At 33.8% G+C, this 15,904-nt stretch carries 10 protein-coding genes; 1 reads left to right on the top strand and 9 read right to left on the bottom strand.

The window, feature by feature from the left end; translation table 11 throughout:
- Nucleotides 1-420: 420 nt before the first annotated feature.
- The gene (locus tag LKL37_RS03825) at nucleotides 421-1,845 is read right to left on the bottom strand and encodes a tetratricopeptide repeat protein (protein WP_431609272.1); all 1,425 of its coding nucleotides are present in this window, start codon (nucleotides 1,843-1,845) and stop codon (nucleotides 421-423) included.
- Nucleotides 1,846-2,012: 167 nt separating this feature from the next.
- A complete protein-coding gene (locus LKL37_RS03820; RefSeq protein WP_431609271.1) occupies nucleotides 2,013-3,422 on the bottom strand; it encodes a tetratricopeptide repeat protein in 1,410 nt (469 codons plus the stop codon).
- Nucleotides 3,423-3,932: 510 nt separating this feature from the next.
- On the opposite strand from LKL37_RS03820, the gene LKL37_RS03815 reads away from it, so the two are divergent.
- A complete protein-coding gene (locus LKL37_RS03815) occupies nucleotides 3,933-4,418 on the top strand; it encodes a GNAT family N-acetyltransferase (RefSeq protein ID WP_431609270.1) in 486 nt (161 codons plus the stop codon).
- 479 nt (nucleotides 4,419-4,897) lie between these two features.
- Here LKL37_RS03815 and LKL37_RS03810 read toward each other — a convergent pair whose 3' ends face one another.
- The 7 genes from LKL37_RS03810 to LKL37_RS03780 form a co-directional block, all read right to left on the bottom strand.
- On the bottom strand, nucleotides 4,898-5,923 hold the full coding sequence (locus tag LKL37_RS03810) for a hypothetical protein (RefSeq protein WP_431609269.1): 1,026 nt from the start codon (nucleotides 5,921-5,923) through the stop codon (nucleotides 4,898-4,900).
- Between the two features lie 55 nt (nucleotides 5,924-5,978).
- A complete protein-coding gene (locus LKL37_RS03805; RefSeq protein WP_431609268.1) occupies nucleotides 5,979-7,766 on the bottom strand; it encodes a restriction system-associated AAA family ATPase in 1,788 nt (595 codons plus the stop codon).
- Complete coding sequence (locus LKL37_RS03800) at nucleotides 7,763-9,652, bottom strand: restriction endonuclease subunit S (RefSeq protein ID WP_431609267.1); 1,890 nt, start codon at nucleotides 9,650-9,652, stop codon at nucleotides 7,763-7,765. Before LKL37_RS03800 ends, LKL37_RS03805 begins: the two co-directional genes overlap by 4 nt.
- Nucleotides 9,649-11,229, bottom strand: a complete 1,581-nt coding sequence (locus LKL37_RS03795) for an N-6 DNA methylase (RefSeq protein WP_431609266.1) — start codon at nucleotides 11,227-11,229, stop codon at nucleotides 9,649-9,651. The genes LKL37_RS03800 and LKL37_RS03795 overlap by 4 nt, the downstream gene beginning before the upstream one ends.
- Nucleotides 11,230-11,398: 169 nt before the next feature.
- Complete coding sequence (locus LKL37_RS03790) at nucleotides 11,399-11,611, bottom strand: helix-turn-helix transcriptional regulator (RefSeq protein ID WP_431609265.1); 213 nt, start codon at nucleotides 11,609-11,611, stop codon at nucleotides 11,399-11,401.
- 201 nt (nucleotides 11,612-11,812) lie between these two features.
- On the bottom strand, nucleotides 11,813-12,499 hold the full coding sequence (locus LKL37_RS03785) for a hypothetical protein (protein WP_431609264.1): 687 nt from the start codon (nucleotides 12,497-12,499) through the stop codon (nucleotides 11,813-11,815).
- A 456-nt stretch (nucleotides 12,500-12,955) separates the two neighbouring features.
- Entirely contained in the window at nucleotides 12,956-15,856 is a 2,901-nt protein-coding gene (locus tag LKL37_RS03780) for a DUF3696 domain-containing protein (RefSeq protein WP_431609263.1), read from the bottom strand.
- Nucleotides 15,857-15,904: the final 48 nt, after the last annotated feature.

Raw genomic sequence — 15,904 nt, 5'->3', positions numbered from 1 at the left:
CAGTATTTTACATTTCAAGCCTTATTTAATGATTAATAAACTTAATTTTTATTCTAATCAAAATACAGGATGAAAAAAAGCATTCAAAGTCAGAAAGAAAGTAGTACTTAAATGATACTTAATCAGAACTAAAAAGGGTAAATTATATGAAATACAGCTTAAAAAGATGAGCCAACCTATAGAAGTCTGCTCTTTTCCTGCAAATAAACCCACAAAACAATTCAAAAACATAATACCCTATATATCAAATATTTAATTCACAAAATATACAATGTAGTACCCATGTAGTACAATGTTTTTTCTTGTTTTCGTTAAAAATATTCATATTTGACACATAGACCACGAAAAAAATACAAGTGGTGAAAAGAGAATATTTCGAGTGCTGTCTGACCTGATGAATCAGACAGTTTTTTTTTGGAATTATTTCAGTGTATCAAAGAAAAGATAGATATCTGTTTCGCCGGGAATATTAAGTTTTTTTCTGATTCTGTATTTTTTCTGCTGCACACTCCTGTGCTGAACCAAGGTGTAGTTTGCAATTTCTTTGGAAGTAAAATGCAGTTTCAGCATAGCACAAAAAATCAATTCAGAGCTTTCAAGACCAGGATTTATTGTCAAGAGTTGATCTATGAATTCAGGATAAGCTTCTTTGAAACGATCCAAAAATTCGGGATCATTCTTTTTACCAAGCTCTATAATTTCTTCCTGCTTATTATCATTCATCATGGTTTTCAGATCTTCAGCTTCCATCGTAAGAACCTCTTTTCTTTTTCCTAAATCACGGATAATCCTCCATGCATATAATCCTAATAAGAAAAGTCCTGCCAATGATAAAAGGATAATCAAGTATATTTTGTTCCGGTGTTTTTCTGCATCCTTTTGAGCTCCTGTAATAAAAGCTTCCGTATCCTGATTAATGGTTGCCAGCAAAGAACTATTGGTTTTATAATAAGCATTGGTATATGCCTCCAAATAAAAGTATGCTTTTTCTTTATCGCCTGTACGTTCATACAGCACTCTTAGATCATTATAGATATATTTTCCGTAATAGGCATAAATACGTTTTGTTTTCTCATTGATTTTCAATGCTTTACTGAGAACCTCTTCTGCTTTATCATATTGTTTATAGGCAAGATAATACTCTCCCATAATTGTATTGGCATACAAAGCGATACCATCTTCTTTACCTCTTATATTGGCTTTATTAAAAGCAACAGTTACATATTTGTATGCTGAATCTTTATCTCGATGCATGTAAACATAATCACCTATAGCACAATCCGTTAACCCTGAGTCGTCCAGCTTTTTCGCTTTATGGAAAAATTCAAGTGCTTTTTCGTAATTCTTTTTCTGAATAAAATAAATGGCCTGTCTGAAATAAATACTGAAAAGAAGATCATTTTTGAGCTCCGACTTACCACTCTTCTCTATAAAGCTCATTGCTTCATTGTTATATTGAAAAGCTTTGTCAATTCTCCTGAGTTCTACATTGAAACGGCCATAAACATTATAAAACCGGGCCTTGTGTATTTTGTCTTCAGAATTATCCAGGATTTCTTTTGCGTTATCAAAAAGCACCTGAGATTTCTGAAAATTTTCCAATGAAATATTAAGTTCTGCCAGATTGATATAGCACAACGCTTTTCCATCGGCATAATTCATTTTATCGGCTTGATTGTAATATTTTCTATTAAGATTAATCAAAGAATCGTATTCTCCGGCAACCCTGAATTTTTCATTCTGTCTCAGTAAAGAAACATCAAATTTCTCTTCAGCCTCTTTCTTTGAATGAGAATGGCACGACACCAAAATAATGAGTAAAACAGCAAGAAAAATACGTGTCATATGTTTCTTTATTTAAGCTAAATTTCTGTATAAATTATAATTAAAAACAATCTCTTAAAATGAATTGTACTCTGTTTAAAAATATTCAATGATTTTTTCTTTTTGAAATCAATAATAAAATCTTTTTATAAAACAGAATCCGGAGGCTTTTATTGTGATCATTTTTTTTATTCGGTTAAGTTTTCAAAAAAGTCGTAGATATCTATTTCTCCTGGGATATTCAATCTTTTTCTGATCCTGTATTTTTTCTGCTGAACAGATCTGTGCTGTACAAAAGTATAGTCCGCAATTTCTTTGGATGAAAAGCGGAGTTTCAGCATTGCACAGAAAGTTAGCTCAGAATTTTCAAGATCAGGATTGATTTTCAAAAGTACTTTTATAAAATCAGGATATAATTCTTTAAATTTCAATAGAAAAGAAGAATCATTCCGCTTGGCAAGCTCTGTAATTTCTTCCAGCTGCTTTGTCTGAACGCGGTTTTTCAACGCATTCGTCTGTTCTTTCAATGTATTTTTCTTCTTTTTCAATCCATTGATCATCTTATGAACATACACTCCCGAAACAGTAAGAACAGTAATAGACAATGCAATAAATAATGGAAGGTCATTTTTATGCCAGTCTGATTCCTGCTTTACTTCTGAAATAAAATCTTCAGTAGCTTTATTCATTGCAGCAAACCTCGCTGCATCAGAACTTCCCTCTTCTTCCATGTATTTCTTTAAATAAAAGTAAGCCTTCCCACCATCATTTTTTTTCTTATAAAGGTCTGCAAGCGCTTTGTAGACTTCTTTTATATGTGAAGAATAGGTACGCCTGGTTTTAATATTGATTTCAAGGGCTTTTTTAAGGGCTTTTTCAGCCTGTTCACTATTATCTACTTCATTATAGTAATATCCCATGGTATAATAAACCCAGAGAGATTCCACATCTGTTGTTTTTTGGCTTATCATTTTTTCATCTGCTTTGGCGATATATATTCCTGCAGAATCCGGCTCATGGATAAATAAGTAGTATTGTGCCACCATGCAATTCGTATATGCCGAATTTTCAAGGGCGTTGGCTTTTGTAAAACATTTTAAAGAAGTTCCCAACCATCCTTTCCACGCGTAATAAATTCCTTTGTTTACATAAAGTCTTGGAAGAAGCTTCTGGGTAAGTTTTGTTTTTTTTGCCTCTTTTAAATATTGAAATGCTTTATTGTTGCATTCTATCGCCTTATCGTTGAGCTTAAGATGAGAATAATAAAGACTGTAATCATCATAAAAAGTCGCTTTATGATAAGCATTCTCAGAATTCCCCAAATCCTTTTCTGCCTTAATGAAAAAAAAGCGGGCTTTTTCATAATTCCCGGCTGAGACATTCACTCCTGCCATATTCAGATAGCATAGTCCTTTTCCCTCTTTATACTTCATTTTAACCGCCTTTTTCAGGTAGATTATGTTGAGCCGGACAAAAGCTTCATATTCACCGGACAATTGAAGTTCAGAACCTTGAGTTAATAAAGAAACATCAAAACTTTCTCTTTCTTTATCGTGAGAATCATGGCTGCATGAAATTATAGCCAAAAATAAACCCATGCAGATTGTACAGGTTATTGCTCTCTTTATTGCCTTTCGATGTGTCTTTTTATCTTTAAAAATGATCAAATTAATTTTTCCCATCGTACCACTTTTCCCTATGTCTACCTATTCATATTTCATTGAAATACGTTGATAAATCTCTACTATTATTGTACTATTTTTCCCTAATATGTGTTATAAATATACATAATTTATCATGCTTATTATGAAATAAGCAGTTTATTTTGCAAAAATGTAATATTTAAATAAAATAACACGGTTTTCCCCTTAAACAGACACTTTTTACTATTTCGGAATGTTTTAAGTAGGCTTTTCCGATCAAAAAACTGGCTGTTTTGTTTATAATAAGACTATCTGAAATGAGTTTTTGTTACAAATATTTTCAGGTTTAAAAAATTTCCACCAATTATTTAAACTTAATAAATCATACATATTAAAACTATGATTAAAATAATTCCCATATTTGTATTTAACAATTAATAAACCCATGAAAATTAATAGCCCATTATGAATATTAATTATCGAAAACTTTTTCCTGAAGAGCGTAAAATATATCGAAATATTCGGCTGGAAAGTCTGGAAAAATTCCCTGCATCATTTGGAGCCAGTTATCAGGAAGCCCTAAAAATTGAAAAATTCCGGATGGAAAGTGATATTGAGGAACAAACAGTTGAAAGATTCGTATTAGGTGCCTTTGTCGATAAAGAACTTATTGGCATCTGTACTTTTGTGAAAGATGAAAATGATACTGGAAATATTTACCAGATGTATGTAAAAAAAGAATATCAGGGGAAAAATATTGGTTTGGGACTGATTGATGCTGTTATTGATGAAGCACGTCGACAATTTCATGAGATTGAAATTTGTTTAGAAGTTACTCATGGAAACGAGAGTGCTTATCGATTGTATAAAAAGGCAGGGTTTAAGGAAATAAAAAATACCACAAGAGAAGAACTCGGGAACCACATCACTATGAAATATATGCCTGAATAAAAAACGAACAAAATACAATAAAAAAAGCTTCAACATATGTTGAAGCTTTTTTGTGACCCCTTTGGTACAAAACTCGAACTTTTTATTGGAAGATTTAAGAAAACTATGTGCTATTTAAGATCGATATCAATCTTAATAAATAAGCCAATTATCTCTAAGTATAGTTTTTTGAGGAGAGTCAGTAACTTCCCATTTATCATTCATATAAAGTATTCAGTGATCATATTCAGAAATTTAGAATCGATATATTTGTTCAATTTTAATTTGATCAAATGCAGACCCAATTTAGCAATAAGGAACTTCTTCCAATACAAATTTTAGATATATTCATAGGGGAGAGGGAGTACAGTCGAACACTTTATACCATTTTTAACATTTTCAATAATTTTAATTATTAATATGTAAAATATATTTTTAATAAAAAGAAGATAATACTCCCTATTTTTTGGGGCTTAATGAATTTATTAACTACATTTATGTCAAAATATTGTACCGCTTAGATTAGCCTCACAATTTAGATCATTCATAATAAATTCATCAAAACATTTCATTAGTATACCATTGTTCCATTTCAAGGGTGTGGCAAAATCATCAAGGATATCTTCTTTGAAGTCGGCAAAGGGTATTCCTTTTCTTTTACAACGCAAGGCATACTTACTCACTATCCGGTCTTTCCATTTGTAGCTATCACCAGCAATCTTTCCTTTGTACCTACTCTCAATCTTGTAAATTTCTAACCAACGGTCCTTCTTTCGTACATTGCCAATCGGAGTGCAGTCTATAGACAGCGTCCAGTCATCAACGTCTTTCAAATCAGTACTGGTGGAATTGATCTTTAGGTCAATCACATGCTCAGGATAAGCAATACTATATGGATCGTAAAGTTCGTCTTGTATCTGTGGGTTGGTATTTGGCTGAAATGGAATATCTTTTTGTCCTTTATATCCAGGCTTATTACATATATCACAAATCGGTGTCAGGTTATTAAAATTAATACTACAAAAAGGATAATCGTTTTTTGAGAGATAATGATCGTATTCATTTTTACCATCTTCGTACTCTGTCATCAGGTTCTCCATTCCACAAAAAGGACATACCGATATCGGATTTTGCCCCCGGAATTTTTCGAAATGACCTTTCAACGAACCGCACTTGTTTTTTACTGCTTCATAATTGTCCTTGGCAGTCAACATCTGGTATAAAGTTCCCTTTGAGCCATATAATGCCTTTAAAGGATCTTGTATTCCGGCAGGCAGTTCGTCAAATTTTACGGGCCTCACGGTATTGTTACATACCTGTTCAATATTGTTATTATTACTGTAGGCCTGCTGTACTTGAGCTTTTCCTGCAGGAGCTAAAGCCATATAGGCGGTAAATACAGCTTCCAATTTCTGGTTAAGTGCCTCATGATTATCAATAATCGTTTGAAAATCTGGATGAATAAAATCTGGATGATTATAAGCCGCGCTTATTTCTGCAAACAACTGCGTAAAGAAGTTATGCATGTAGACATGCATATTGTTGATAGGGTGCGTTATTTGTTTATAGAAATATAGCATACTATTTTTCTTTTTTGTCCAATTCTTCTTTAATATTCCTCAACCTGCCAAACAAGTCAAATTTTTCTACCGAGTCACCAAATTCCGTATTCAGACGGTCTACTACTATTCTCAGATCGTCGAGTGTACCAATACTATCTACCATTTGTAACAGCTCTTTTTTAGCCATTTCCGAAATGGTTTCTTCTTTTTCAAATATTTCATCAAGCAATATGGTGATAGAAGTACCGTATGTTTTGATGGCAGGATTTTCAAATTCGATAAGCCCTTCTTTTTTGGTAAAACGATATACATCCTCCGTTACTGAATCGGAAATAACAAAAGGGCTGTGCGTAGTTAATACAACTTCCTGCCTGCGCACTTTCTCAATATTACCCTTACTATCTAATGCCGTAGCAGCCATGTAATTGAGCATTTTAATCAGCTTTGCACGCCATTTAGGGTTAAAATGTGTATCAGGTTCGTCTATTAAGAACAGGCAACCCTCCTGCTCCATCATTAATACAGTGCCCATCACCTCATTAAACTGATGTTCCCCGTCCGAAAGGGCTTTATAGTAAATATTGCGAGGCGGTTTGGCCGCTTCAATCTGCTTACTTATCCATATCTGTTCTATGCGAAAAACGAGTCTTGACGGTTCGGGCTTAGACATTTCGTCGGAGAAGTTGTAGGACTTATGTACCTGTAGCATTAGGTCGCGGGTCTTCTTTTCTACCAGGTATAGGTTGAAGATCTCCAGCTCGTAAAATAGTTTAAACAGCGTAAAGGCATTGGTGAAATGAAATGTAAAGGCACTTTTCACCTCTTTATTTACTAGGAAATCAAGGACAAGCAGGTTATGCTCTCCTACTCTCTTTTCGATCCAGCTGGTAGCACACAGCTTTAAGCGTTCCAGGTTATTGGCTAGCGTTTCATTTACCGGAATCACTCTTTTATATAACTCATCGGTATTTAAAGTAATACGGAAGGCCTGCAGGTCGTTTATCTGCAATACTTCTTTGAGTATATTCACTTTCTTTTCCTCTGCCAACAATATATTGGCTACAAAAATGGAAAAGTTGGTATTGTAATCCAAGAAAAACAAACGGTGGTTATCCGCCAGTGGTTGATCTACCTGCTTTTTATCTTCATGAGATTTAAAGTAATGGTATTTTAGTTTGTAATAGGGATTACTGAGCAATTCATTCTGTCCTGAAGTATAGGCTATGATTTTAGAGGGCAGCAGCAAATGAATGTTTTGCAAAATAGTACGATATCCTTTGATAATGACGCCACTAATCGCTTTTATGCTATATTGCGGTTGGCTACCCAGTGGTTTCTCAACACGCACATGTAAGTAGTCCGAATCAACAAAGCTCGCATAAAGATTGTGAAAGTGTGCTTCCACCTGTGCTTCCAGTTCTGTAAGATAAAGCAACTCGAAATCTTCCTGGGAAACTTTTGCTAAACGGTAATTACTTTTTATATAATCTGTATACACCTCATGCAGCTCTTCTGATAGCAGTTGAAAAAATTTATACTTGTCCAAGGGTAACAAGTATTCTATTTCAAATCCAAAATTTTTACTCGCTTTTTCTGTTAATGGAACGGTATCCAATCCGCAAACTTCCATGAAATAAAATATTTCGGAAAACAGTTCCAGAAAATTAGACTTGCCGCTCCCATTAAGGCCGGCAAAGACCTTTGTAGAAAGCCTGTCGGGGCGTACGGTATGGTTAAAGGCATACAGTTTATTGGCGACAAGGCTTCTGAAATTATCTCCTAATATTTTTACGCTAATCAGTTTCATGCTTCGGGGGCAAGGCTAAAATATATGCCCGAACGCTGGCGGGCTGTTTTATCTTTTATTAATTTAAAATCCTCTTTATGCAACGACAGGACAAAATTCTCTATTTCTGCATTATAAAAGGATTGGGTTAAACGCAGAAAAGGATTGGTTTGGCGTTGCTGTTTTTCATCCATTTCTATGTTTCGTATCGCCGTTTGTATAAAGGTTTTCAGATCTTCAGCATCATTCAGCCGGGGATTGGTCTTTAGCTCCTCCGAAGAATAGTACGGAGTTGCTTCAGCCAGCTTATCTTTTTGAATAAAGCTATGCAGCATCTCAAAATTAAAATGCAAGTTTTTATATCGCTCTTTGATACGGTTTGCCAGCACTTCCCAATTAAAGCCGGTTTCTTCTTCTACAGGGATTTTGGTGCTTCCGGTTTGGCTAAGGCCAAAGGTTTCCTGTATCCGCTGCATATTTTTTTGAGCCTGTAGTAAGGCTTCCGGCAACTTAGGAATACTCTTGAATTGATTCTGGAGTTTATTCCAATGCTCCAGTTGCCTGGTTAAGGCAGATGGCACTTTGGTTATCTTACCGATGCTTCCAAACTGTTTATTTATTTTATCGGAGAGCAATATGGCTTTTTGCAGATTAGGAGGTATTGATATTACAGGTTCTACCTTTTGCACATCAGGCAGCAAGGTTTTATCTATTTCAACGGCCGACAAATCCAACTCACCCTTAAATGCCCGCTGGGTTAACGAGGCATACAATTCTTCCAAATCACTTAAACTACTTTGAAGTTGAGTTTTGAGTATTTCAGTTTTTTCAACGATTGCGGCGAATTGATTTTGAAGCTTCTTAGGCGGCAAAGGGATTCTTGATGATCCTAATATTTCTTGATTAATATTCTGAATATTAGCGCCACGACCATTTTGTAGCATAGTTCGTTTAAATGAAGAATCTCTAAATAAATGATTCAGATAGATTGAATTTAGTCTTTCATCTTTCAGCCTAAATCTGATACAAAATCCGCTAAAGGTCACCTTCTTTTCTCTTGGAAATACAGTAATACATCGTCCTACCAATTCTCTATTACCATTTGAGCGAACAAACACAAAGTCATTATCACGCAAAAAATACTCATCAGAAGGTATCTTAGACAGATTTATGGTAGATAATGAATCTATATCTGTTATCGTGGATAAATTTTTAAAATCACCCACTCCTAGGCATAAATAACTAAAACCTTTTTCACTCTTAGAAAAGTTTAATCCATTCTTGAATTCTCCGAATTGCGACAAAAAGTCAATATTCCATTTTTTTTCATTCCTTACTGGGTTACCAAACATTCTCATAAAAGTACTCTTCAAAAGCACATCTAGTAGATCAATGCTTTCTTTACATTGCTTAATAAGTACTTCGGCCTTATTTAATATGGTAGCAATTTTTATTTGTTCAACTATAGGTGGAAGAGGAACAATATAATCCTTGACATATTTTTGATTGATATGCGGTTGCGCCCCACCCCAAGCAGCGTTGAAAATTCTCTGTCGCTGAGTTTTAAAATAATAATAAAGAAATTCGGGATAGTGTTTGCTTGATGGCAAAATACCTGTTACGGATTGGTTGGCGCATGCTTCAATTTTTAGAATAGCCGATAAACCGGTAGTTGCACCAGTTAACGCAATCAAAACAGTATTTGAGGGCATTAATTTTGTCGAACTGTTTTTATATCCTTCTTCAGTAATAAATTTAGAGGGCTTAGTAACAACCCCTTGATTTAAATCTCCCGAATTAAGCCATGAAATAGTTCCCTTTTCCCAATATTCTCTCTTATCAGTAGCAGGAGTTCCACCAGTCACAACTTCTGTAAATGAACTGATTTGTTCTTTATTCCACTTCATTTAATAAGTTCATTTATTTCGTCAATTCCTTTTGAAATTGCCTCTTGATTTCGTTTGATTTTCGCTAAAATATTTTTAGGATCTTCATAATCGATGTCTTCATACACTTCTTCTTTATACTTATTCAAACTCAAATCATAATCCTTTACTTCAATTTCCTTTTTAGGTACAAAAAAGTGTTGTTGCGTTCGATCGGTTTCTTTTTTAGGGTTTCGCTTTTTATAAGCCTCAATAATTAAATGTAAGTCACCATAATCCCGGCTACCATCCGCTTTTAATAAAGGGCTTCGTTTATCATCCAGGCTCCAGCCATCGCTGAGCATGTCATAAAACCAAACATTTTTGGTTTCTCCACCTTTAGTAAAGATCAAAATAGCAGTAGCTACACCAGCATAAGGACGAAACACTCCACTAGGCATGCCGATCACTGCCTTTAACTCACATTTATCCAAGAGTATTTTCCGCACCTCTTTAAAGGCTTTGTCATTACCAAACAATACACCCTGTGGTACGACTACACCTGCCGTACCTCCCATACGCAACATCTTGTAAATACGCTCTACAAACAATAGTTCCGATTTAGTGGTGGATATACTAAAGGTCTCATTCAGATCACCTTTGTCAATTTTACCAGTAAAAGGCGGGTTAGCAATTACAATATCATATTCATTTTCTTCATTGTAATTTTTACTTAGGGTATCTTTGTAATCTATCTGCGGCTTGGTAATACCATGCATCATTAGGTTCATCAGCCCGATACGGATCATTGTAGGGTCAATATCAAAACCAAAAAAAGTGGCCTCGTTCAGCATTTGCTTAGCCTTATCATCTACCAGCATATCGGCCAACGTACCACGAACAAAGCCGTTATCATCGGGTTGCTTATATTTATCACTGGTAAATTGGGTGATCAGGTATTTGTAAGCCCCTAGCAGGAAGCCTGCGGTGCCGCTGGCCGGGTCCGCAATGCGGTTCCCCAGTTGTGGTTGCACCAATTCTACGATCAATTCTATCACGTGCGTAGGTGTTCGAAACTGTCCGTTTTTGCCGGAGCTACGTAGCTCATCTAGCAAGTATTCATAAAAATCACCCTGTGCATCTATAAAGCGGTTTTCTTTTTCCAGTTCGGTATAGATGTCATCAATTGTCTTAGTCGCTTCGGTAAGCATACGGCCGCTGGGTATCAAGAAAGCAGCATTAGCCATGTGCTTGGTAAAAAAAGAATTATCCTCTTCCAGTTGCTTTATAAAAGGGAATACCCGGCTTTGTACATGCAGCAGCCTTTCTTCGCCCGGCATCTTGGTCCAGTAGCTCCAGCGCAAGGTTTCTTTGTTTACCACATTTTTAGGATCCTTGTCATCTACACCAGGAGGATAATATTCACCAGAGAATATGGAAATATATTTTTCGCCCAGAAAATCAGCATTGCTCAGTTTGCGCTTGTCCGTCTCGTCCAGCTGCTTCATAAACAGCAGGTAGGTGATCTGCTCAATAGCATTGAGAGGATTGGCAATACCACCGCTCCAGAATTTATCCCAAAGGGCAGCTACTTTATTTTTTAATGATTGCGTCAACATTTACCATCGTTTTTATTTTTATTATGTGGGATAAGTTAAACTTGGAACAGACCATATAGTCTATCTCTACTTTTTAGATCAAATGACTTAGACCTTCAGAACCAATAAAAAATTCATAATCCCTTTAGCAGAATGCTATTATCAAAAAGTCATTCATTATGCTTATAAATTACTTTTTTAATGAGGGCCACAAGAGATCCTTTATATCTACTCCTAAAATGTCAGCGATATCTAATAATGTTTCTAAAGACGGTTGCATGTCATTATTACACCATCTCGAAATCGTAGTTGGATTTTTTTTCATTTTTTCAGCCAACCATTTGTTGGTTAGACTCTTTTCTGCTAGCACTACCCTTAATCTATTTATACCATTATTTGCCATAATTATAGCTTAATATGTAAATATATAAACAAATATAGCCAAAAAATTATAATATAAAGAATATGTAGTTTAATAAAATTAATAGACAACAAGCCGTAATATGGATTATAGAACAATCTTCATAAGATATTCCTTTTTCTTTAAATAAAACCAACAACCTAAAACGTTGATATTTCATAAACCCCAAATCATTCTCATAAATTATTTTTTTAAAAAGTTAACAATTACTTCATTTCTATCAATTATATTTTTTGGTGTATTATACCTTCCTTTTCCAAATCCTTTTGCTTTCATTCTAGAACCTGTAAAAGTTGATAATGCTGCAGATTCTACTGTTTCACCTTTAGTTCTTTTAAGCTCCTCATTTCCTTTTAAGTTTACTGTAGCTTCTGCAAACTTCAAAGCGCTATCACTAAAAGGAATACCTTGTAAACTGCTTTCTTCTCTTGAAGCGACTGTATTTGAAGACGCAGTCTTTACGCTAAAAAGTTCCTTAGGAAGAACAACTTTGGTTTTAATAACATCTTCATACTGCGCCTCAGTAACTCCATCATAATTGGAAAGAATATGATCAAGATGTAAAAATTGCATTAAAGTTTCTTTTGCATAAAAATCCTTTTGGGTAACCACCTGATAAATAAGATTATCCCAAATGTTAGAATCTATTTCAATAACAGGTTTTGGCGTATCTTTATAAGTCTTGATTTTAGCATCAAATTTCTCTTTGGTTGCTTTTACTTTATTTTTTGCCACCCAAACTGACAATTCATAAAATTGTATACTTTTAGCTTTTAAGGATGCTTCTGTTTCTATTGTTAAACCTGTGATCTTTTCACAGACGTTTTTCAAAGATTCTCCAGCTTCTACTCTTGAATTGAAAATCAACACATAATAAGCATAAAAAAAGGAGACGTTAAAAAATTAACGTCTCCCTATGCGGAGAGTGAGGGTTTTGAACCTATCTCACGTATATGCGATGTTTACTGAACTTCTTCATTCAAGATTTGATAAGTGCCACGATATTGCCACACTAACTTTTCTTGATATTAGAAGTTTCTTAAAAAACTCTAACTTTTGCTTTGCGGAGAGTCAGGGATTCGAACCAATATAGCAAATGCTTTATTGATGCTTCTTTCCAGCTTCATAGATTATGAAGTGCCATGAACTTGCCAGAAATAAGAAATTTTAGACAAATTCCCCCCAAGCCTCTTTCCCCTGCAAAAATATTTACGACTTTAAATTAAAGAACACAAAATTTCTTAACGCAAAATTAACTTTTTTACTGGATATAATATATAAATGTATAGAAAATTACATTCTGATCCTTTTTACATAAAATTCATACTATAAACACCTAAAAAGAGCTTCAACCTTAGCAACGTAATTCTCTGCCGTAGTCTCATCAATAATATCACTGCTACAAACACTATCACTATAGGTATGTCCAGCACAATTTCTCAAATCTAATATACTTCGACACATATTAAATAATCCTTCTGCTTTATTATAATCTGTCCAAATTGTCTTCAGATAATTTGAAAATTCAACCATTAAAGGAACAGAGCTATAATTGTAAGAAGCATTTACTGCTGGAGATATACAGAAAAGCAATTCGAAAATTTGAGTTAATCCACCAAATTTCCATTTATTAGGATCACTATTTACATAATTTTTTAGATTAAATAGGCCTACTTTTTTACCTGCACTGATCTCATAATTATTATCATTATCAATTAGAGTTAGTCCTAAATCAGTAAATACCTGTCTAATTTTACTATTATAATTTGTACTATCACACCAAAGATTTATATCAGTAAGACTTATCCGGTTTTTAAAATCATTCATCCATTTAATCATCTCAAATTCTACAGCTCGCCCATATTGTATAATAACAGGAGCAAAATCAGCATCTTCATCTAAATTCTTTAGTAGATATTTACCTGTTGCCAAATATTGAAGTGTTTTTGAATTATCAATTTTATTCTTATCTATAATAAGTTCAATTTCGGATACATAACGCGAATAATCAGTCTTACATGTATATCCATCAATTATATCTTCTTGCTCTTTTATGAGCTTTTGAAGTTCCAATTCTTTTTCCTCTTTCTTTCTTTTAATTCCATTAAGCTGTTCTTCTAACTCATTTTTACCCGATGTTGTAGTTGACAGTTCTTGATTAAGTTTATCAATTTTAAAATCATAGTCTTTAAGCGTTTCACTAGACTTTTTAAGTTCTAGTTTAATTTTTTCATAATCATCAACAAAACTATTTCTTTGAACATTCAACAAACTTAGTTTCAAATTCGTTTGTTCATCAAAAAATCCTTTTCCAAAATACTTTTCATAGGCAATGCTCCCGTCTTTATCTATCTGTACATGACTTATGTACTCATCTCGCAATCCTTCTCGAACATCATTGGGATTATTGAAGTAATACATCTTAACATTGTTTGGAGAAACTATTTTGCGACCAATATATTCCTGAAACTTATAAATTAGATACTCACTATGAGTTTCTATTAAGAATTGAATATTGAACCTAGATGCTGCATCAATAAATAACTCTGCCATTTTTGACTGTAAAGAAGGATGCAGATTAGCTTCAGGTTCTTCAATTAGTAATGTTGAAGGATTAAAATAGATAGTTTGTCGATGAGAACCATCCTGATGATCAAAATCATATTCATAATCTAATTGATGTTTATGAGCGACAATAGCTATTTTCATAATAATTGGGAGTAACTGAGATACTCCATATCCTAAATCAACTAGAGGAGTTTTTGTTCCATCAAAATTGACTAAAAAAATCTTGGTCAGGCCTATATCTTCATCTCTATAGACTGAAAGTTCTTTTCCTATCTTGAAGCCTTTTTGAAGCTGTTTTCCATTTTCATCCAATTCATTGATCTCTCCATTACCAATCCAGAAGTTTACAAAGTTTTCGATCTGTGGATGATTTTTAAAATATATGGCAGAGTAGTCTCTTACAATCTGAATATCTTCACTATTTTGCTCATCGATAAACCATTCTCTATTTCTACCTCTTGTAGTTGGTAAAAAATAAACTTTGTTTAAACTATCAATTTTTTTCCAAACAGTATCTAAAAAATCTTTCTCTATTGCTCTCAACAGGCTCGTAAAAAGTTCACTATTTGCAGTTGTTTGAAATGGTTTCTTAAAAAGACTTCGCAAATTCTGTTCTCCATCGGTTTCCTTTTTATGATCAGATTCCCTTTCTTTTAGTTCAGCACTTACAATATCTCTTTCCATCCCCCCCATAATACCAGTAATATTATTTGTTTTGAAACATTCTAAAATTTTGTTTTGGTCATTATTTCGTCCTCGAAGAAGTTCTGTCGTAATTTTCTGCTCTATTACTAATAGTTTTGATTTTTCATCTTCTGTTAATTCAGAATAATCAGAGAATAAACATTTTCCTTCGAGAAGTTTTTCAATAATACCTCCGTAGCCATCTGCTTTGTGTTTAGGAAAAGGAAAGTCAAAAAAGACTCCATTATACTTTTTAATCCTGCTAAATAAATCAAGAGTAAAATAGTTTTCGGTTTTTTCATTGGGTTCAATCCCTTCCTTTATTTCTACAAAAGGGGCTTCTATAATAAGTTGAATAATTTTTTTTAAATCAATGCTTGTAGACATCTCCCATTCACCAGGTTCATCGTGATATTCTCTGAACCCGATAATATTCGACCAATGTAGATATTCTTCATTCTTCTCAATGGCTATATTTTTTAATTCATGAGAAACTTTTGAGACTGCTTGAGTTTCATTCTTAGACTTAAATCTTTTCAATTCATACCTAATCTCAAAAGTCGCCGATATTTCTCGACTACTTCCAAACTTTATCGGAAAAGTAAATACTAAATCTTCATTCTCTTTAAAAATCGGCAATTCACTTGGATAGTCGTTATTCTTTTTATGAAAATCCGAAAGTCTAGAATACATATTTTGACTTTTGGTAGTGTTTGCGTTTTTAAAATCCTCCATTGCAACTCGGTTATAGATACGTTCAAGATTTCCAAGTTCATGTTTCATCGCCTTAAAATCTAAAGTTTCTGAAACAATTCCATCTTTAAAATTATCAACCAAGAATTGTATTGCTTTAAAAACAGAACTTTTTCCTGCATTATTTGTACCCGTGATTAATGTAATAGGGGCAAATTCAAGACTTTGTTTTTTCTGGAAAGTCCTAAAATTCTGCAACCCTAATCCCTCTAAGTTTGGCATTATTATAGATTTTCAATTTTATGTTTAGTATCCTTTAACTTAAAGATG

The organism is Chryseobacterium sp. 'Rf worker isolate 10' (genome assembly GCF_050753305.1).
Classification (GTDB): domain Bacteria; phylum Bacteroidota; class Bacteroidia; order Flavobacteriales; family Weeksellaceae; genus Chryseobacterium.
Note: the sequence above shows the minus strand (reverse complement) of the source record. Positions and strands in the feature narration are given on the sequence as shown.

Excerpts from the sequence above, each read along its gene's own strand:
- LKL37_RS03825 (WP_431609272.1), bottom strand. The coding sequence starts at position 1,845 with ATGACACGTATTTTTCTTGCTGTTTTACTCATTATTTTGGTGTCGTGC.
- LKL37_RS03820 (WP_431609271.1), bottom strand. The coding sequence starts at position 3,422 with ATGGGTTTATTTTTGGCTATAATTTCATGCAGCCATGATTCTCACGAT.
- LKL37_RS03815 (WP_431609270.1), top strand. The coding sequence starts at position 3,933 with ATGAATATTAATTATCGAAAACTTTTTCCTGAAGAGCGTAAAATATAT.
- LKL37_RS03810 (WP_431609269.1), bottom strand. The coding sequence starts at position 5,923 with ATGCATAACTTCTTTACGCAGTTGTTTGCAGAAATAAGCGCGGCTTAT.
- LKL37_RS03805 (WP_431609268.1), bottom strand. The coding sequence starts at position 7,766 with ATGAAACTGATTAGCGTAAAAATATTAGGAGATAATTTCAGAAGCCTT.
- LKL37_RS03800 (WP_431609267.1), bottom strand. The coding sequence starts at position 9,652 with ATGAAGTGGAATAAAGAACAAATCAGTTCATTTACAGAAGTTGTGACT.
- LKL37_RS03795 (WP_431609266.1), bottom strand. The coding sequence starts at position 11,229 with ATGTTGACGCAATCATTAAAAAATAAAGTAGCTGCCCTTTGGGATAAA.
- LKL37_RS03790 (WP_431609265.1), bottom strand. The coding sequence starts at position 11,611 with ATGGCAAATAATGGTATAAATAGATTAAGGGTAGTGCTAGCAGAAAAG.
- LKL37_RS03780 (WP_431609263.1), bottom strand. The coding sequence starts at position 15,856 with ATGCCAAACTTAGAGGGATTAGGGTTGCAGAATTTTAGGACTTTCCAG.